Annotated in this window: 18 protein-coding genes, 1 tRNA gene and 1 pseudogene; 8 read left to right on the plus strand and 12 right to left on the minus strand. The window is 44.8% G+C overall.

The window, feature by feature from the left end; translation table 11 throughout:
- Positions 1-18: 18 nt before the first annotated feature.
- Complete coding sequence (gene yaaA / locus CCS41_RS04155; RefSeq protein ID WP_083429680.1) at positions 19-858, minus strand: peroxide stress protein YaaA; 840 nt, start codon at positions 856-858, stop codon at positions 19-21.
- A gap of 403 nt (positions 859-1,261) precedes the next feature.
- Between yaaA and CCS41_RS04160 the strand changes: the two genes are divergently transcribed.
- From CCS41_RS04160 to mutS, 3 genes are all read left to right on the plus strand, one after another.
- A complete protein-coding gene (locus CCS41_RS04160) occupies positions 1,262-2,284 on the plus strand; it encodes an IS630 family transposase (protein WP_119797243.1) in 1,023 nt (340 codons plus the stop codon).
- 72 nt (positions 2,285-2,356) lie between these two features.
- Positions 2,357-3,370 (plus strand): IS630 family transposase, encoded by a 1,014-nt coding sequence (locus tag CCS41_RS04165; protein ID WP_119797244.1) that lies wholly within the window; start codon positions 2,357-2,359, stop codon positions 3,368-3,370.
- 237 nt (positions 3,371-3,607) lie between these two features.
- Positions 3,608-6,172: a DNA mismatch repair protein MutS gene (gene mutS, locus CCS41_RS04170; RefSeq protein ID WP_072551167.1), complete on the plus strand. Its 2,565-nt coding sequence runs from the start codon at positions 3,608-3,610 to the stop codon at positions 6,170-6,172.
- A gap of 85 nt (positions 6,173-6,257) precedes the next feature.
- Here the strand turns inward: mutS and CCS41_RS04175 are convergent.
- A pseudogene (locus CCS41_RS04175) lies at positions 6,258-7,347 on the minus strand (IS481 family transposase).
- A gap of 94 nt (positions 7,348-7,441) precedes the next feature.
- On the opposite strand from CCS41_RS04175, the gene CCS41_RS17090 reads away from it, so the two are divergent.
- Both CCS41_RS17090 and CCS41_RS04180 read left to right on the plus strand, forming a co-directional pair.
- Positions 7,442-7,570, plus strand: a complete 129-nt coding sequence (locus tag CCS41_RS17090; RefSeq protein ID WP_275887681.1) for a hypothetical protein — start codon at positions 7,442-7,444, stop codon at positions 7,568-7,570.
- Between the two features lie 99 nt (positions 7,571-7,669).
- Positions 7,670-7,744 (plus strand) — tRNA-Arg (locus CCS41_RS04180).
- 298 nt (positions 7,745-8,042) lie between these two features.
- Here the strand turns inward: CCS41_RS04180 and CCS41_RS04185 are convergent.
- The 10 genes from CCS41_RS04185 to CCS41_RS04225 form a co-directional block, all read right to left on the minus strand.
- Positions 8,043-9,101, minus strand: a complete 1,059-nt coding sequence (locus CCS41_RS04185) for a site-specific integrase (RefSeq protein ID WP_119797245.1) — start codon at positions 9,099-9,101, stop codon at positions 8,043-8,045.
- Positions 9,076-9,306: an excisionase gene (locus tag CCS41_RS04190; RefSeq protein WP_119797246.1), complete on the minus strand. Its 231-nt coding sequence runs from the start codon at positions 9,304-9,306 to the stop codon at positions 9,076-9,078. Before CCS41_RS04190 ends, CCS41_RS04185 begins: the two co-directional genes overlap by 26 nt.
- A gap of 260 nt (positions 9,307-9,566) precedes the next feature.
- Positions 9,567-9,764 (minus strand): hypothetical protein, encoded by a 198-nt coding sequence (locus CCS41_RS04195; protein ID WP_119797247.1) that lies wholly within the window; start codon positions 9,762-9,764, stop codon positions 9,567-9,569.
- 104 nt (positions 9,765-9,868) lie between these two features.
- A complete protein-coding gene (locus CCS41_RS15570; RefSeq protein ID WP_162859984.1) occupies positions 9,869-10,012 on the minus strand; it encodes a hypothetical protein in 144 nt (47 codons plus the stop codon).
- An 11-nt stretch (positions 10,013-10,023) separates the two neighbouring features.
- Positions 10,024-10,662, minus strand: coding sequence for a helix-turn-helix transcriptional regulator (locus CCS41_RS04200; protein ID WP_240313844.1), 639 nt, complete (start codon positions 10,660-10,662; stop codon positions 10,024-10,026).
- A 400-nt stretch (positions 10,663-11,062) separates the two neighbouring features.
- Positions 11,063-11,326, minus strand: a complete 264-nt coding sequence (locus CCS41_RS04205) for a helix-turn-helix transcriptional regulator (protein WP_119797145.1) — start codon at positions 11,324-11,326, stop codon at positions 11,063-11,065.
- A gap of 130 nt (positions 11,327-11,456) precedes the next feature.
- Positions 11,457-12,173 carry a Rha family transcriptional regulator gene (locus CCS41_RS04210; RefSeq protein ID WP_119797248.1) on the minus strand — a complete coding sequence of 239 codons (717 nt, stop codon included), beginning with the start codon at positions 12,171-12,173 and terminating at the stop codon, positions 11,457-11,459.
- Between the two features lie 356 nt (positions 12,174-12,529).
- Positions 12,530-13,489 carry an Rpn family recombination-promoting nuclease/putative transposase gene (locus CCS41_RS04215; RefSeq protein WP_119797249.1) on the minus strand — a complete coding sequence of 320 codons (960 nt, stop codon included), beginning with the start codon at positions 13,487-13,489 and terminating at the stop codon, positions 12,530-12,532.
- A 110-nt stretch (positions 13,490-13,599) separates the two neighbouring features.
- Complete coding sequence (locus tag CCS41_RS04220) at positions 13,600-14,220, minus strand: lambda exonuclease family protein (RefSeq protein WP_119797720.1); 621 nt, start codon at positions 14,218-14,220, stop codon at positions 13,600-13,602.
- Between the two features lie 150 nt (positions 14,221-14,370).
- Positions 14,371-15,189 (minus strand): group II intron maturase-specific domain-containing protein, encoded by an 819-nt coding sequence (locus CCS41_RS04225; RefSeq protein ID WP_119797721.1) that lies wholly within the window; start codon positions 15,187-15,189, stop codon positions 14,371-14,373.
- A 175-nt stretch (positions 15,190-15,364) separates the two neighbouring features.
- On the opposite strand from CCS41_RS04225, the gene CCS41_RS04230 reads away from it, so the two are divergent.
- From CCS41_RS04230 to CCS41_RS04240, 3 genes are all read left to right on the plus strand, one after another.
- Entirely contained in the window at positions 15,365-17,044 is a 1,680-nt protein-coding gene (locus CCS41_RS04230; RefSeq protein WP_119797219.1) for a recombinase family protein, read from the plus strand.
- On the plus strand, positions 16,992-17,678 hold the full coding sequence (locus tag CCS41_RS04235) for a group II intron maturase-specific domain-containing protein (protein WP_119797220.1): 687 nt from the start codon (positions 16,992-16,994) through the stop codon (positions 17,676-17,678). The genes CCS41_RS04230 and CCS41_RS04235 overlap by 53 nt, the downstream gene beginning before the upstream one ends.
- 150 nt (positions 17,679-17,828) lie before the next feature.
- Entirely contained in the window at positions 17,829-18,449 is a 621-nt protein-coding gene (locus tag CCS41_RS04240; RefSeq protein WP_119797720.1) for a lambda exonuclease family protein, read from the plus strand.
- Positions 18,450-18,528 lie beyond the last annotated feature (79 nt).

Consider the following 18,528-nt stretch of genomic DNA (forward strand, 5'->3'; position numbering starts at 1 on the left):
ATTTATTAACAAAAGTGATCACGTTACATGGCGCCTGCTATAGTTTCCGAAGAGGTCTAATGTATTTGAAATCGTAGCAAGTGATCTGTGTTCAGGTCGTTTAAATACCAGCTGATTTTCTAGCGACAACAAGGGATCAAAGCGATAACCCTGCAAATCAAAATCGAGGAGTTGTTCTACTTTACTCAAGCGATTTTGGATAATAAAACGGCTCATCAATCCACGGGCTTTTTTTGCGTAAAAACTGATGACTTTGTATTTACCACTCTTTTCATCAAGAAACACGGGTTTGATCAATTTTCCTGTCAATTTTTTCGTATCCACCGCTTTAAAATATTCATCAGAGGCGAGATTAATCAGCACATCATCTCCTTGCTGTTCTAACGCCTGATTTAATTGTTCGTTTAGGCTATATCTCCAGAAAGCGTACAGATCTTTACCTCGCGGGTTTGTCAGTTTAGTCCCCATTTCAAGACGATAAGGTTGCATTAGATCGAGTGGACGCAATAAACCGTATAATCCAGACAATATACGCAGATGGCTTTGCGCGAAACCAAAATCAGCGTCAGTAAAGTCTATAGCCTGGAGACCGCTATACAGATCGCCTTTAAAAGCCAAAATAGCTTGACGTGCGTTTTCCAAGGTAAATTCAGGATGCCACTCATTAAAACGGACAGTATTTAACGTGGCGAGTTTATCACTTATCCCCATTAGACTGGCGATTTGTGACGGTGTTAGTGTACGGCAAATTTTGATTAACGCCTGGGATTGATCCAGCAATTGAGGTTGAGTAAATTTATCGGTGGCTAACGGGCTTTGATAATCAAGCGTTTTTGCCGGAGAAATAATAATTAGCATAATAACATCCAGTTGATCAACATAAGAGGACACTGTAGCAAACAGTCGACAAGAATAGGTAGTTGCACCCTGTTCTCCATGCAACAACATGCCTGAACTGCTTCGCATCAATAATTTTTTGTACCCTATACCCTTCGCCTTTCAAGTTACGGCGGCGTTGGCTGCCCGCACTCATTCCAGTCTGTACACTCCTGGGATTCGATTGATTGCCGCCTTGCCGTAACTCGAAATTCATTAGGTATAGCAGGCGCCATGTAACCTGAGCGATTTTGTTAACAAATATTCATTAAAATCAATATATTATTGTTAACTTTCATAATCAACTTATACGGCACCTGCTATATATACCCGTGATCAATGAAGATGCTTGATTTTGAAGTCGATAAGGATCATGCTCATAGCCATGAAAATAGAGCTGACTGCTGACCAGAAAATTACCCTCGAAGCCCAACATCGTCAAAGCCATGACCGCCGTGTCTGTGACAGGATCCGGTGTGTTTTGTTGTCCGCAGACGGCTGGACTCCCCCTATGATTGCTCACTCACAGCTCATTAATGAAACCACGGTGCGGCGCCACCTTACAGACTATCATAAACTCAACAAGCTCAAGCCTGAAAATGGCGGCTCCGATGGCTATCTCAATGCGGAACAGACCACGTCGCTGGTTGAACATCTCACCCAGCCGCTCTACCACCACAATCACCAAATTGTGGCGTATATCGCTGGACGCTGGAACATCACCTTTACCGTATCAGGTCTGTATAAAGGGTTGAAGCAGCATGGCTTTAGCTATAAAAAGCCGAAAGGTGTTCCGCATAAATTTGCCGTTGAGAAACAGCCGCAATTTATAAAGACCTACAGCGAATTGAAAGACGCCGCGGGTAATGACCCCATACTGTTTATTGATGCCGTTCATCCGACACAAGCCACCAAAATAAGCTACGGCTGGATACGAAAAGGCCAGGATAAAACGATAGAGACCACCGGGAGCAGAACGCGGTTGAATATCATGGGAGCCTTGAACATCCAGAATGTGGCTAACCCCATAATCCGTGATGATGAGACGATTAACAGCGAAAATGTGGTTCACTTCCTGTCTGCCATTCGCGCGCATTATCCCATCACGACAACGGCACATGTGATCCTCGAGGGTGCAGGCTATCACCGTTCACAGCTTGTGCAAGACGCCGCGCTTACGTTGAATATCCAGCTTCATTACCTTCCGCCGTATAGCCCGAATCTAAACCCGATAGAGCGATTGTGGAAGGTGATGAATGAGCAAACACGAAACAATAGATATTACCCATCTAAACAGAGTTTTAAGAACGATATCTTAAACTTCTTTGAAGTGAAGCTACCACAAATGGCAAGTTCTCTGGTATCTCGCTTAAACGATAATTTCCAGGCGCTAAATCCTGCATCTTGATTTCACTTGGGTATATACCCATCGCCATTAAAACCACTGGAAAATTTGCTCAACTAGATTAAAAATAAGGTCATGAAAATAAACTCACTGACAGCCTCTCAAAAACAAGATTTGGAACGCCTTCATCGTTACGAACACGATGGCCGTGTTCGAGATCGAATCAAAGCCGTGTTGTTGAAAAATGAAGGCTGGAATAACAAAGCGCTTGCCCAAGCATTACGTATTCATGAAGAAACAGTGAGGCAACATGTAACAGATTGGCTTTCAGACGAAAAATTAAAGCCTGAAAATGGCGGCTCGTATAGTAAGTTGAGCGTGCATGAATCTTTATTGCTTGAAAAACACATTGAAAGCACGACTTATAGCCGTGTCATCGATATCTGTGCTTATGTGGAAACCCAATTTGGCGTCTGTTACACCGTATCTGGCATGACAAAATGGCTGCAAGCGCATTGTTTTAGCTATAAGCAGCCCAAAGCGACGCCGGTTAAAGTGGATGTTGCTCAGCAAGAAGCGTTTATCGCGTCTTATTTCACTTTGCTAGAGAGTGCTCTTAAGAATGAACCGATTGTTTTTATGGATTCAGCCCCTCCAACGATGGCCACCAAAGTGGTCTGCGGTTGGATAAGGAAAGGCAAAGATAAGCCGCTGGTCAAAACAGGGGCAAAAACACGGGTTAATGTCATGGGAGCCATTGAATTGAGCACCATGAAGGTGGTCAGTGCCCGTCCTGAGCAGGTGAATTCAGAAACCACCGTCGCTTTTTTTGAGCAGCTCAAAGCTGCTTATCCTGATGCACAAAAGATACACATTATTTTAGATAATTCTGGCTATCATTGCCGTCAGCGAGTCAAAGACGCCGCATTAGAGAAGGCTATCGTACTCCATTATTTACCCCCTTATAGCCCTAATCTTAATCCCATCGAGCGATTATGGAAGGTCATGAACGAGCGTGTCAGAAACAACCGATTTTTCTCTTCAGCCAAAGAGTTTCGTGGGGCTATAGCCGAATTTTTTGATAGTACATTGGCAAAAATTGCTCCCTTTCTCAGGGGCAGAATTAACGATAATTTCCAAACCATCTAATCCAGACCTTCAAGTTGAATGAGTATAAATGCCTATGAGCCTGTTTGAAATCTCTTGTGCTCGCTGATACGTCGTCAAAAATAGGCTCCTACAACATGATTCGTTGTTACAAACGAAATTTGCGAGAAATTTCGCATTTTTTCCGGTGTTAGTTTACTAATCACTAGGATAACATTGCGGGTTGTACTAAAAAATTGCAGTTAATTTTAAATTCAATGGATTAGATAAAATAACCTTATGAATAATAATAAAAAATTAGATGCTCACACACCTATGATGCAACAGTACCTTCGTTTAAAAGCGAAACATCCTGAGATATTATTGTTTTACCGTATGGGAGATTTTTATGAACTATTTTATGACGACGCTAAACGGGCATCGAAACTGTTAGATATTTCACTGACCAAACGGGGTCAATCTGCGGGTGATCCCATCCCTATGGCGGGTGTACCTTATCATGCGGTAGAAAATTATTTAGCAAAGCTGGTTCAATTAGGTGAATCCGTCGCTATCTGTGAACAAATGGGCGATCCTTCGACGAGTAAGGGGCCGCTAGAACGCAAAGTCGTTCGTATTGTTACTCCGGGCACAATCAGTGACGAAGCTTTGTTACCAGAACGACAAGATAATTTATTGGCAGCTATTTGGCAGGATGCACAAGGTTTTGGTTATGCCACATTAGACATTAGCTCGGGTCAATTTTTGTTGACTGAACTGGTAGACGCTACGACTGTAGCCGCAGAGTTGCAGCGCACAAATCCGGCTGAATTATTATATTCTGAAGATTTTTCACAAAAAGCAATGTGGTTGATAGAAAATCACCACGGGTTACGTCGTCGTCCCGCATGGGAGTTTGGGCTTGCGACGGCACGGCAACAGCTAAACCAACAATTTGGTACGCAAGATCTAAACGGTTTTGGTGTAGAGCAAGCTCCTCTGGCACTACGGGCAGCGGGCTGCTTGTTACAATATGTCAAAAGTACGCAACTGACTGCTTTACCACATATCCGCGATCTTATTATGGTGCGTCAGCAAGATGGCATTATTATGGATGCTGCTACTCGTCGTAATCTGGAAATCACACAAAATTTATCCGGTGGTAGCGAGAATACGCTCGCCGCTATTGTGGATTGTAGTGTCACTCCAATGGGTAGTCGGATGCTGAAACGTTGGTTACATATGCCGATTAGAGATAGCGAAGTGTTAACTCATCGCCAGCAGGCTATCAGTGGATTACAAAATATTACTGCTGATTTACAACCGCTTCTGCGCCAGGTAGGCGATTTAGAACGTATCTTAGCTCGTTTGGCATTGTGTACCGCTCGACCACGAGATCTAGCAAGAATACGCCATGCCTTCCAGCAGTTTCCTGGGATCCATCTTTCGTTAGCATTAATTGAAGTGCCTCATATACAGACCCTACGATCAAAAATTGGTCAATTTGATGATTTACTGGCTTTATTGGAACATGCTATCGTTGAAACACCGCCGGTATTAGTGCGTGATGGCGGTGTTATTGCGCCCGGCTACAACGTTGAATTAGATGAATGGCGAGCACTAGCAGATGGTGCTACTGACTATTTGGATCGCTTGGAGATCCGTGAACGTGAAAAACTAGGACTAGATACGCTTAAAGTGGGTTTTAACGGTGTGCATGGCTATTATATTCAGGTTAGCCGTGCCCAAAGCCATGCGGTTCCCATTCATTATGTGCGTAGACAAACACTCAAAAATGCGGAACGTTATATCATTCCTGAATTGAAAGAATACGAAGACAAAGTGTTAACCGCCAAAAGTAAAGCGTTAGCCATTGAAAAAAGCTTATATGAAGAAATTTTCGATCTTTTATTGCCCTATTTGGCTGCACTGCAATGTAGTGCTGGTGCCCTAGCTGAATTAGATGTATTGACCAATCTGGCTGAAAGAGCGGAAACACTCAATTATGTTTGCCCGATTTTGAGCAATAAGCCGGAGATTACTATTATCGCTGGGCGCCATCCTGTTGTTGAGCAAGTATTAAAAGAACCTTTTATTTCCAACCCTCTATTACTTTCTCCACAACGTCGCATGCTGATTATTACCGGGCCTAATATGGGAGGGAAAAGTACCTATATGCGTCAAACTGCGCTGATAGTGCTGCTTGCCCATATAGGTAGTTTTGTTCCCGCAGAACAGGCGACCATTGGATCCATAGATCGTATTTTCACGCGCGTTGGCGCAGCAGATGATCTCGCGTCTGGGCGTTCAACCTTTATGGTAGAAATGACGGAAACAGCAAATATCCTGCATAATGCAACGCAGCAAAGCTTGGTATTAATGGATGAAATTGGTCGTGGAACATCGACCTATGATGGTTTATCTCTCGCTTGGGCCTGCGCAGAAGACCTCGCCAACCGTATTCAAGCAATGACATTGTTTGCTACTCATTATTTTGAGCTAACAACTTTGCCAGAAAAAACGGCAGCTGTAGTGAATATTCATCTTGACGCCAGAGAGCACGGTGAGACTATCGCTTTTATGCACAGTGTACAGGAGGGTGCCGCCAGTAAAAGTTATGGTCTGGCAGTGGCTGCCTTAGCGGGTGTACCACGTGAAGTAGTAAAGCGTGCACGGCAAAAGTTAAAAGAGCTGGAATCGCTTACCAATAATGCCACAGTAAATAGTATCGACAGCTCTCCTGCGATTTTATTAAACGAGGAAGTTTCCCCAGCGCTAAAAGCACTCGAAGATTTAGATCCAGATATATTAAACCCTCGTCAAGCTTTAGAATGGCTATATCGCTTGAAAAACATGATTGAATGAAATAGATTTTGGGCATACACCAGGTGTGTGGCTAGTACCATGCGGTATAATTGTAGTAGCTCAAACTTAACCTGACAGACACAAGCTAAGCGATCGAATTTGTCAGAGTAGTCTGAGTGTGCGATGGTTCAAATAAATTATCGAGTTGTTTTTCTTTTACTAACTCTTTTGATGCAATCCAAGTTTCCCAGGGGGTTTTGCCATAACAATACCAGCCTGAATGAGGTCGCTCTCTGTTGTAGAATGCGAGCCATTTATCGATGTCTTGCTGAATGTCTTCCAATGATGAATAAATTTTACGCCGAAACATCACGTCATAGCCTTCATTTTTCATCGTCTTATGAAACCGCTCACAGATACCATTAGTCTGCGGGCTGTATGCCTTGGTCCGCGTATGCTCGATATCTTCTAGCTCCAGGTAAAGCTGATACGCATGGGTTTCCTTTTTCCCCGAGTATTCTGACCCTCTGTCGGTCAGGATACGCAATAAGGGAACCGCTTGCTCATCATATAATGGCAGCACCTGATCGTTTAACATATCTGCGGCAACCAAGGCATTTTTCTCTGTATAGACCTTGGCAAAAGCGACTCTGGAATAGGTATCAACAAAGCTCTGCTGATACATTTTACCCACACCTTTAATGTGCCCCACGTAGTAAGTATCCTGAGAGCCGAGATAGCCCGGATGTTGCGTTTCAATTTGTCCATGAGCTTCTCGTTTATCCTGCACTTTTTCTAATGCTTGCAGTTGGGCTTCCGTCAGTAAGTACCCCTCCTGCGCTACTTTGGCTTCCAAGGCAGAAAGGCGTTTCTTGATATTTTCCAGGTCAGATATAAGGGCGCAACCAAACCGAGCGAACACCACTGCCGGAAATCATTATCCCCTGTCGGTTAAGTTCATTCGCCACACGGTGCTGACCATAAGCAGGATAGTCGTAAGCCATATTCACCACCGCTTGTTCTATATGCGGCTCCACTCGATTTTTTTCGAGTGGTTTTTTACGGCTTATTTCCACCAAGGCTGGCTCACCTCCCTGCTCATACAGCTTTTTAAAACGGTAATAACTGTCTCTGCTGTAGTCCATGACTTTACACGCTGACTGAACATTACACAGCTGTTTTGCCAGGTCAAGTAAGCCGAGTTTCGGTTTGATTATTTTTGCTGTTTGATTCATTTCTAACACGCCTTCATTTAATATTAAATATATTGAAATGTCAGATTAAATTCAAACTTTTACAGATATATCAACATCATTTAATCCAACTATTGTGGATATTGATGATAAATTAATCAAACAGATCACTCGTATTGACTTGCCGCTTGGTCCGGTGAAAACTCTTTGCAATAAAGGGATTGAAGCTGATATCCTTGCCGTAAAGCTTACCCTGAATCTATGACGTCGTTCGTGAGAATTTGAATAGATTTGCAAAATGGTCGTTTTACGCAAATCCTGATTTTAATAAAATAGGTATGATGTGCTGAAATTGGCTCTGTCTGTCCCTGTAGTTAAACGGATATAACAAGCCCCTCCTAAGGGCTAGTTACTGGTTCGATTCCAGTTGGGGACACCAAACATAATGTTAGCTAGTATTTTTTACTGGCTATAGTTTTAAAGAAACCTGCATTCTGACTAGGTTTGCGGGCTTTTTGTTGCCTGTTCTCTTCTAGTATGGCACGGTTATACTCTATTTTTTAGTCCCCCAAATAGGCAGTCCTATTAATGGTGATAAGTGGAAGTATTTTATTTATCATAAAAATCAATAAATTAAAAACAAAAAGTCACAATCGATCGAAATTAGGTCAAAATGCCGAGTGAAGTAATCTCTCTCTTAACGTCCGACTCGATAACTCAAAAGATAATAATTAGTATCAAATTTTGTCCCACTCACTCCCTCTGCTATCACGGTATTTATCTGTCATGGCAGAGGATTTGTGTCCCAATAATTTTTGTGCAAAATCCTTACCTCTGGCTTCACTGTGCAGCCTCGCTGATAAACTTCTGATTTCGTGAAATGAAGGTGGTGTACCCTGCCATTTTAAGCCTGATTTTTCTCTTGACCTTGCAAAACCTTTAGACAAACGTGTAGGACTGAGGTTAATTTTTTTACTTCCCATAAAGACATACTCTTCTCCCTTTATTTGTTGTCGACAATTATTGAGAATGCCTTCAAAGTTTTTATTAATTATTTCCAAACTCAAGGTTAAAGGTATCGCCAATTTCATCCCTGTCTTCTGTTGCTCTACCCACCATTTCCCATCATGAATATCTTGCCATTTCATCCGTTGGATATCTCCCACCCGCTGACCTGTCAGTAACGCTAGATCCATGCCTAATCCCACCCACGGTTGCTGCTGGTTTGCTACCCCTCTAATCGCAAGAAATTCTTCCAGTGATAAACGTTCTCGCTGTATCTGTACGCGAGGATTCTTCGTCGCTGTAGCCGGATTAGTTGCCAAATGCCCTTCTGCAATGGCTTCATTAAACATATCGATCAACAAGCTGCGGATTAATTTTGCACTAGAGGTTTTCCCTTGAACACTGTAACTATTTAAAAATTCAGCAATTTCTTTAGTGGTAAGGGTGTTCAATGTACTATCAGGAAAAGCATGAGTGATGGCCGTTAGTCTTGATTGGTAGTCTCTGATAGTGTTAGACCGAAGGCCGCGTTGATGCAATTTTTCCTTAAATCTAGCTGCCCATTCCGTCACCGATAGTGTATTAACCTCGTTGATCCTGTCTACTAAACTGTAGCGTTGGTCAAAAATCTGCATGTTCATGGCAATCGCTTCGTTGATCGCGATACGTTTCACGCTCCCTAGGCCGTATTCCTTACCTGTGCGGGGGTCTCGGTAGCAATAGTAGCCGTTATTGCGGACATACAGATTGGGGGGCAGGTCTCGGTTAGCCGGTTTTCTTTTGCGTGCCATGATACAGTCTCTCCATTAAGCGCTTTCCGGCGTAACTGGCGGGGGTTGTGGGGTCAATCTTCACGGCATTAGCGTTAACAAGGTATTCTCTGCCATCGAGCCGTGGTGGCGGTTGGATGGCACCAGAGCGGACCCATCGACGTACTTGTTCCATGCAACGTGGGCGAGGCTGATTTTGATTCCATTGCTTGAGGCTGATTTCCATCGTGGCTCTCTCTTTATTAAGGTTAAAACGTTATCACTTCGTCCGTGTTTTAGACGGAAAAGTCATAGAAGGTAATTTGAATAAATGCATTTCAAAAATAAAAAATAATGACAGGCTCTCTCTGCTAAGAGAAAGCTGTCAGTGATGAAAATAAAGGAAGGGATAATAAATATAAATAAACGCGGATAATAGAAATAATAACGCGTCGTTGTGCTTAGAAAACCTATTATTACAATATCATGATGACGGTCGATCCCTTGTTAATTTTTCAATGTGGCAATAATCGTGTCTTTGGCTATTTCACCATAATGGTCGATAAGGTATTGAGCAAAATGAGCTGCAGTTATACTGTATCCACAATGAGCGCTGACAGACGCGGCAAAGGTTTCAAGTGCTTGGTGAAGTGTCGTGCCAATATAAATCATCTCTGACGGTTCTTTCATCACGTCTTGTAACATAACGCTTCCTTTTTTTAGAGATAACATGTAAGCACTCCACTTGTATTGACAAGGAGAAGCCCTTCGCTAAACGCATTATTTTTCGAAGAAGCAATAAAATGGTTTTATGGCAATCGATGTGTAGGCTTTTTTATCTTCTTGAACCAGCTTCTTAATCGGTTAAACCAATTTTTCTTTTCATTTCTTTTCGCTTCCAAGACCTTATCTTTTAACTCTCGTTTTCTCGCTCTGCTCTGTCTGTTGCTCATAAGAAAACCTCCTACTCAATAAACTGTATCCCGGGGCGTATAAACGCGTGGGGAACAGTGAGGTCAAAGCCGGTTTGATGACAAAAATGTTTAAAGTCCAGCAATGAATGCACTTTCGCCTTTTGGTATAGAATACGAATTCTATTTTCTATTGTGCGATGAGAACGTGCCAATTTTTTACCTATTTCCTTGGCACTCATCGTGCGTAATAAATAAAAGACTATCCTCAGTTCAGATTGTGTGAAGAGATTCGAGGGCGGTTCCAATAATAGCGTGGCAGTCAGCTTGTCCACGTAGTGTGGCAGTGAAATAATAGCCAGTTTTCTGCCATAAAAAACGGTGCCGATGCATTTCTTTCTTTTATTATGCAACGGAAAGGTTTCGTATAAATAAGGTTGCAGTTTCTGTTCACGACCAAAAAAATGCGTTTTAATGAGGGTAATTTTTTGCCCGCTTTTTATAACCTCTCTTTCCAATTTTTGAGTTATTAAAGAAAATTCTGCAATACACGTAGGAAGTTCATCATCACGCCGCCCTATCACATCAAATCCTTGTGGCAAATTGAAAAAGTCAAAAAAAGCACGATTGGTATAAATAAACCGTGAGTCACAGTTTTTTATTCCCCAAACATCTTGACTATTTTCCATCATTTGATGTCAGAGACAATGAACGTAACGACAAGTTAATCTTATTCATAAATTATTCTATGAGTTTTTTTTTGTTTTTTTTCGTGCACATGAGTCGCGAATAAAATAGATAACCGATATTAAAATAAGCGGGGCTAATAGGATGAGAAAAGGCACCGTCATCCAGAATACAACGTTTTCAATCACGGGATTGTTCATCACGGTTTCTCCTTTGAAGTAACATCGGCTTTTGCGTTAAAAATGCGCCTTTTTTCCAATGCAGATTGGAACGTATTAATTACTTAAGCCAGATAATACTAAAGGGAACAAACGGGATGCTGTAGGTGCCTTTAAGGCACCTATGCTCCTATTTTTATTTTGTAGTACGGGTTTGCCGTTGCTATTTAACAGAACGAGAGTCCATTCATTTTACACATTGCTGCAAAGCAAATAACACAAGACGCACATGGAAGATAGTGAGTAGACCATGAAGTGAACGAGGCTCAAATTTGATTTTTGCCGCCTCCAGTGTCTGTTTCACCACTTTGTACGAAATTGATCGCAATTCTGAAATTTCTTTTTGTGACACACCCAAAGAGAACAGCATCGCCGTTTCAAATTGCACCGGTGTTAATTCAGGAAACACTTCCCGTAATTCAGGAAATTGGGTAATATCGATGTTAGCCATTGTAGCCTCCGCTAGAGGTTATGGTGGTTAGCTGACAGGGGTGGCTGAAGACCACTTCTGTTAGCGCTAGGGTTAATTGATGTAAACGGTGATTACGTTGCCGTTGTTGTTTTGCAATTTATTGTGAATGTTATGTTTTCATTGGCAGCTTATTTTTGCGATAGAGATAAAACAATCGAATTGCCCCTTTGCGCAGTAAAACCGGTCGGTACTTGATAAAGTCATCACCGCTATGAATGCTGATTTTATGTTGATGTTCCGTCAAATATCGGTCACGCGCATAAGAGGTTGCACGCCAGCGGGTATGGGATTTACTTTCGTTATAAAGCCAATTTCTTTTCGCCAAACAGTGATTAATCTGTTGTGTATTAATACCGTTGAGCATTTTGCAAAATTGAGGGATCGTCATCCCTTCTTTAAAGAGACTTTTTAACGCGTGTAATTCCTCTTCCTGTTCTTTATTTACTAAGGCCAGTCTCATTTTTTCGCGAAACTGCTCTGCCCATGCCATAGCCGCAACCGGTGGATCTTCGAAATTAGGCAATACGCAGACAGGCCGTGTTGCTTGCTCTTCTAGCTCCCGCCAGCGAGTGGCGACTTTATGGCGAAGTGGAATACTGTAACCCATGACCAATGTCATGGTTAAATCCTGGTCAAGTAAATATTCCTGATAGGTGCGACGACTGGCGTCTTTGTAATCGGCGGAAAAGTCCGCCGATTGAATAGTGAGCACTTCAAACATTTTTCTACAGTCATAAAGTACGTCCTTATGCTGTTTACCCGTTAGTCGAGCAATTTCGCGGCTAGACATTTTTACCTGTTGATAGATAGTGATGACATTTGACATGCAGAATTCCTTGCAAGTGAATTGCGATTAATGACTTCCGGTACGTTACCGAAGCGGAAGATTAATTAAGCTTTGATGTTGCGTCAGCGGGGGGGCTTTGCTTCTATTAACAAAATTAACGAATACCATCCCATCTTTGAAACAGTCACAAAGACGGCAGGCTAAAGGTGAATTTAGTTTTATTGAAGGCGTATAGTTGCTCGCTATCTGACCATGACACGCTATGGACGTAAAAAAACCGCACTACTCGCGTATGCGGTATTCGCTAGTTAAGGGTATTTAACACCTTTAACGCAATATTCCCCGAGGCTGAATCATCATTCAACCCGTCCGGGTATAGCAAGTGTTAAGACACCTTAATGTAGCAATACTTCAATATTTTTAATATCTTGGTCAGAAAGTCCAGTAGCCGTTTTAATTACATCGCGATTTATCCCTCGAGAGAGAAGTTCTTTCGCAATTTTTAAGGATGCTTTTTTTTCACCCTGTTGCATGCCTTGTTGCATGCCTTGTTGCATGCCTTGTTCCAGACCTTGTTCTATGCCTCGTTTTTCGCCCCGTTTTTCGAGTTGTTGTGCAATTGTCATAATGTCCTCACGGTAAGTGGGTGTCTGATCCACGAGCGCTTTGAAGAACTTTTCAGTATTCTTCGTTTCCCCTTGGTAGGTGATATAATAGAGCAAAGCGTGGAACAATTCACGGTTTGTATAACCTTTATTCAATAGTTCTGCAATGGGTCCGACAATGTTTATCATATCACGCATGTAAATGTGTTTTTGCACCAGTTCCATCAACGCCACATGGCCGTGTGTCATGATTTCCTCATCAGGAATAACGCTAATATCCACCAAAGGAAACGGCTTGGTGTAGATTTCTCTGGCTAGCTCCGGGTCAACAAAACAATCCATCAAATCCCTGCTGTAAGGATAGGGCCGCCTTTTTCCGTGATAAAACAATATCGGCACCACAATAGGTAATTTTTCGTTCGGGTTTTTGTCAAAATATTTTTGCCAAATCCCCACACAATAGCGTAATTCACGAAACGTCATCAAAAGTTGCGGGTTGCTTTGATGTTCGATAATACACTGAATGTACGCCTTGCTGCCGTCGTTCATCTGCATTGAATAAACAATATCAGAGAAATATTGTCTCAAATTTTCATCAACAAAGGAGCAATCTTCTACTTTCAGTGTAGAAAGGTCACATTTCTCCAAAATAGCGGGCGGTAAATGTGTTTTCAAAAAGTCTCGTGCCACCTCAAGATTGCCCAAAAACTTCTTACAGAAGGCGTCGTGAGGAGAAATTATTGCTTTCATCGCTTTATCCTAAGCTTAATATAACGACGTTTCAGAAAGGCATGCCCTGGATCATACCATCTTTGCCCCTGTTTTGATGTTGACGACCACTTTTTTCCGTGGCGTTATTTTCAAGCTGCCCGCCCATAAGTTTTAATCTCTGCGATTTCACGTTCAAGTTCCTGCAGAAACTGACGTACTTCTGTTTCAATTTCCTTGCCGAGTGCCTCATCAAAGTGAATGCGCTTCTTGAAGTAAGCCAATTCCGGTGGCAGTCGATTATCAAAACTGACAAAGTCACACCATTTGCGCCCTGTACACAGCATTTGCGCGTGCATTTGCAGGAAATATTCTCTTTTGAGTTCGCCGGTTCTTAATGTCTTCAGATGCGTCCAGGTTTTGGGGCATTTAATCTCGATCAGGCCATCGTCGTTAACCAGTCCGTCGGGACTGGCCGCAAACCCCTCGATGGTAGGGTGGTCGACGAGACCCACCTCCGTGACCTCTACTGCAAATTCACGCAAGATGTAAGCCTCACGGGCGACGGGTTCCAGTGCCGTCCCGTGCTTCATATCGAGCGTGACAAAGGTGTCTTCCCGTTTCCCCGTCAGGCGTTGGCAAATCAGCTCGGCCCTGTATTTTTTTCGCGTTGCGGCATCGCCGGTTTTGACTTTTGCCATCACCTCTGCCAATTTGCTGGCCGTCACTTTGCCGCTTCTTGCAGCAAACCAGGCTTCTGTTCGTTGTTCCATTTTTACCTCGATAAATTGTCTTGTCATCAAAACGGAGAACCCCTCGTAGAGTAGGTCTCTGGTTTGACATCATCTCCCCAGCGACCTCTCGTCAAACCGTGCTTGCAGTTTTCCCGCACACGGCTTTCCGACTGTCTTCTTTCCACAGCGTTACGACGGCACAGGTCGGGCATACCGACTCCCTTCATCTCCGGTTACGGACAGGCTGTACAGCTTAAACAGCCCGTGGTAATCGTAGAACCAGGACGGCGGGTGGTCCCTCCACCCCTTACCCCGTTTCTTGTGCTTCTTCCGCAACATGATGCAGAGTGTCCATATCGTGTAATTCGCTATGCTCAAGAAATGCTTCCTTGAATTACCTGTCTTGAAGTAATTCCCCCATCCGCGAAGAATCGGGTTTACCTTTTCTTTCAACAATGTGGGCCAATCCCAGTGCTGCCCTTTTCGGACAACATCACGGATTTTCTGCTTAACAGACTTCATAGCCTTGGGAGTCGGATAGTAAAAGGTCTTCAACTCGCCCGTCACTTTCGATGGTTGAACTGCGAACCTGTGACCTAGAAAGTCAAACGGCTCTTTCATGGCATTAACTATCCGCGTTTTCTTGGCATTAAGCGTCAACCCAAGTCGGTCTAAGACTTTCTTGGCCTGATCCAGATAAAACTCCGGGCGCTTGCTGCACAAAATCACAAAATCGTCGGCATATCGCACGATATGAGCATCATGCGGACGTTTACCGAACGCCTTTTTCTCCCACGTCGAATCAAGCCAGTGCAGGTAGAGATTAGCGAGCAAGGGAGAAATTACTCCGCAAACAATAGTGCAAACTTTCGCGTAAGCTGGGGCCTGCGTTTTCACCGGCGCTGCCTCAAGTCTGGTCATCCGGATGGGAGCATCACTGAGTTTTCCCTCGTTATTGAGACTGATAACGGCACACGGAGTGACCCTCAGCAATGAAACCGAAGCCATTTTCACAACACGTACGTATCACTTTCGAGCCCAGCCGGTTTTCTGACGACCAGCTGACGGATGTTTATGAACAGCTGACTCCCGTTAACCACCACGTGCTTACCCCTCACGACCAGGCCCAGGCCAAACCTCACCGGGCTCCTGCCCGCTCAACCGCTAGACGGAGCAAAATGTTATGAACAAGGCACTGGTCGCACTCTACGCCCGCGTTTCTTCCGGGCAACAGGTAAAAAATGGCACCATCGGCAGTCAGCTTGCAGCAATCAAGGACCGCATCCGTGAGGACGGCCACGTGTTGCCTGACGCCATGCTCTTTATCGATGATGGTGTCAGCGGTGCTACACTTATCCGCCCGCAACTAGAGCGCCTGAGGGACTACGCGGCGGCAGGCGATATTGAATGCCTGTACATCCTGTCGCCCGACAGGCTAGACCGTAAATACGCCTATCAGGCTCTGCTGATGGAAGAGTTCAGCGCCTGCGGCGTGGAGGTTATCTTTATCTGTCACACCCCCGGCGACACGCCGGAAGACATGATGCTTCTGCAGATGCAGGGGATGTTTGCTGAATATGAGCGGGCAAAGATTATGGAGCGCAACCGGCGTGGTAAGCTTCACGGTGCACGCTGTGGTAATGTCGGTGTCCTTTCCGGTGCACCTTACGGTTATCGGTATATCCGCAGGCAGCCGGACGGGACACCCGCACAGTATATTGTCAACCTTCATGAAGCCTCCGTGGTCAGGAAGATATTTAGTTGGGCGGGCATAGAGCGCCTGAGTCTAGGCGGTGTGGTCAGACGTCTGGCTGAGAAAGGCATAGAAAGCGCCACCGGCAAACCCGGCTGGGACCGCAGTACGGTATGGGGCATGTTAAAGAACCCCGCTTACAAAGGACTTGCTGTGTTCGGAAAAACGAAAAACTGCGCCCCCCGTCCCCGGGTGAGAGCAGCGCGCAACAGTGCAGATATCCTCAAGAACGGTTATTCAGTAATACGAAGTAAGCCGGATGACGGCATCGGGATCCCTGTGCCTGCCATCATCAACAGCGCTCTTTTCTTGACGGTCAACGAACAGCTGGAAGAAAACCGCCGACATGCACGACAGGGGCGCCGGGGAGCCGCTTATCTCTTACAGGGGCTGACTGTGTGCGGCCACTGTCGCTATGCGTATTATGGCAAAAAAGTCAGTAAATCTGCGGCAAAAGGGGGGGCGCAGTATTCTTATTACCACTGTACTGGGACGGATGCTTACCGCTTTGGGGGCATTCGGGTGTGTGACAATAAACAGGTCAGGACATCCATGCTGGATGAAACGGTCTGGGCACAGGTCATTGCGCTGCTGTCTGAGCCGGAACGGCTGAAAAAAGAATATGAGCAGCGTCTAACGCAGGCGTCAGAGCACAGTGGACAGACCGCAGATGCTGAGCGTCTGAAAAAGCAAGAAAATCAGCTAAACGTGGGGCGATCCCGATTGATTGATAGTTTTGCCGAAGGGCTGATTGGCAAAACAGACTTTGAACCACGGATCAGAGTGATGACGCTCAGGCTGGCGGAACTTGCGCGCCAGAGAGTGAAGGTGAAACAGGCCACAGAGAACCAGCATGAGTTGCTGCTACTGGTTAACCGGGTGGAGGATTTTGCTGCTGCGGTCACGGAACGCCTGAGTACGGACGATTTTCTGATGAAGCGAGAAATTCTGCGTGCGCTGGTGAAACGGATAGAAATTTATCGTGATGAAATTGTGGTGGTTTTTCGGGTGAATCCCGGGAATGATACCAGCCTAGAAGCAGGATCAGACAAAACATATGGCAGAAGTTTGCCAGATTGTTTGCGGAGTAATTTCTCCCTTGCTCGCTAATCTCTACCTGCACTGGCTTGATTCGACGTGGGAGAAAAAGGCGTTCGGTAAACGTCCGCATGATGCTCATATCGTGCGATATGCCGACGATTTTGTGATTTTGTGCAGCAAGCGCCCGGAGTTTTATCTGGATCAGGCCAAGAAAGTCTTAGACCGACTTGGGTTGACGCTTAATGCCAAGAAAACGCGGATAGTTAATGCCATGAAAGAGCCGTTTGACTTTCTAGGTCACAGGTTCGCAGTTCAACCATCGAAAGTGACGGGCGAGTTGAAGACCTTTTACTATCCGACTCCCAAGGCTATGAAGTCTGTTAAGCAGAAAATCCGTGATGTTGTCCGAAAAGGGCAGCACTGGGATTGGCCCACATTGTTGAAAGAAAAGGTAAACCCGATTCTTCGCGGATGGGGGAATTACTTCAAGACAGGTAATTCAAGGAAGCATTTCTTGAGCATAGCGAATTACACGATATGGACACTCTGCATCATGTTGCGGAAGAAGCACAAGAAACGGGGTAAGGGGTGGAGGGACCACCCGCCGTCCTGGTTCTACGATTACCACGGGCTGTTTAAGCTGTACAGCCTGTCCGTAACCGGAGATGAAGGGAGTCGGTATGCCCGACCTGTGCCGTCGTAACGCTGTGGAAAGAAGACAGTCGGAAAGCCGTGTGCGGGAAAACTGCAAGCACGGTTTGACGAGAGGTCGCTGGGGAGATGATGTCAAACCAGAGACCTACTCTACGAGGGGTTCTCCGTTTTGATGACAAGACAATTTATCGAGGTAAAAATGGAACAACGAACAGAAGCCTGGTTTGCTGCAAGAAGCGGCAAAGTGACGGCCAGCAAATTGGCAGAGGTGATGGCAAAAGTCAAAACCGGCGATGCCGCAACGCGAAAAAAATACAGGGCCGAGCTGATTTGCCAACGCCTGACGGGGAAACGGGAAGACACCTTTGTCACGCTCGATATGAAGCACGGGACGGCACTGGAACCCGTCGCCCGTGAGGCTTACATCTTGCGTGAATTTGCAGTAGAGGTCACGGAGGTGGGTCTCGTCGACCACCCTACCATCGAGGGGTTTGCGGCCAGTCCCGACGGACTGGTTAACGACGATGGCCTGATCGAGATTAAATGCCCCAAAACCTGGACGCATCTGAAGACATTAAGAACCGGCGAACTCAAAAGAGAATATTTCCTGCAAATGCACGCGCAAATGCTGTGTACAGGGCGCAAATGGTGTGACTTTGTCAGTTTTGATAATCGACTGCCACCGGAATTGGCTTACTTCAAGAAGCGCATTCACTTTGATGAGGCACTCGGCAAGGAAATTGAAACAGAAGTACGTCAGTTTCTGCAGGAACTTGAACGTGAAATCGCAGAGATTAAAACTTATGGGCGGGCAGCTTGAAAATAACGCCACGGAAAAAAGTGGTCGTCAACATCAAAACAGGGGCAAAGATGGTATGATCCAGGGCATGCCTTTCTGA

The sequence above is a fragment of the Candidatus Fukatsuia symbiotica genome, from assembly GCF_003122425.1.
Taxonomy (GTDB): domain Bacteria; phylum Pseudomonadota; class Gammaproteobacteria; order Enterobacterales; family Enterobacteriaceae; genus Fukatsuia; species Fukatsuia symbiotica.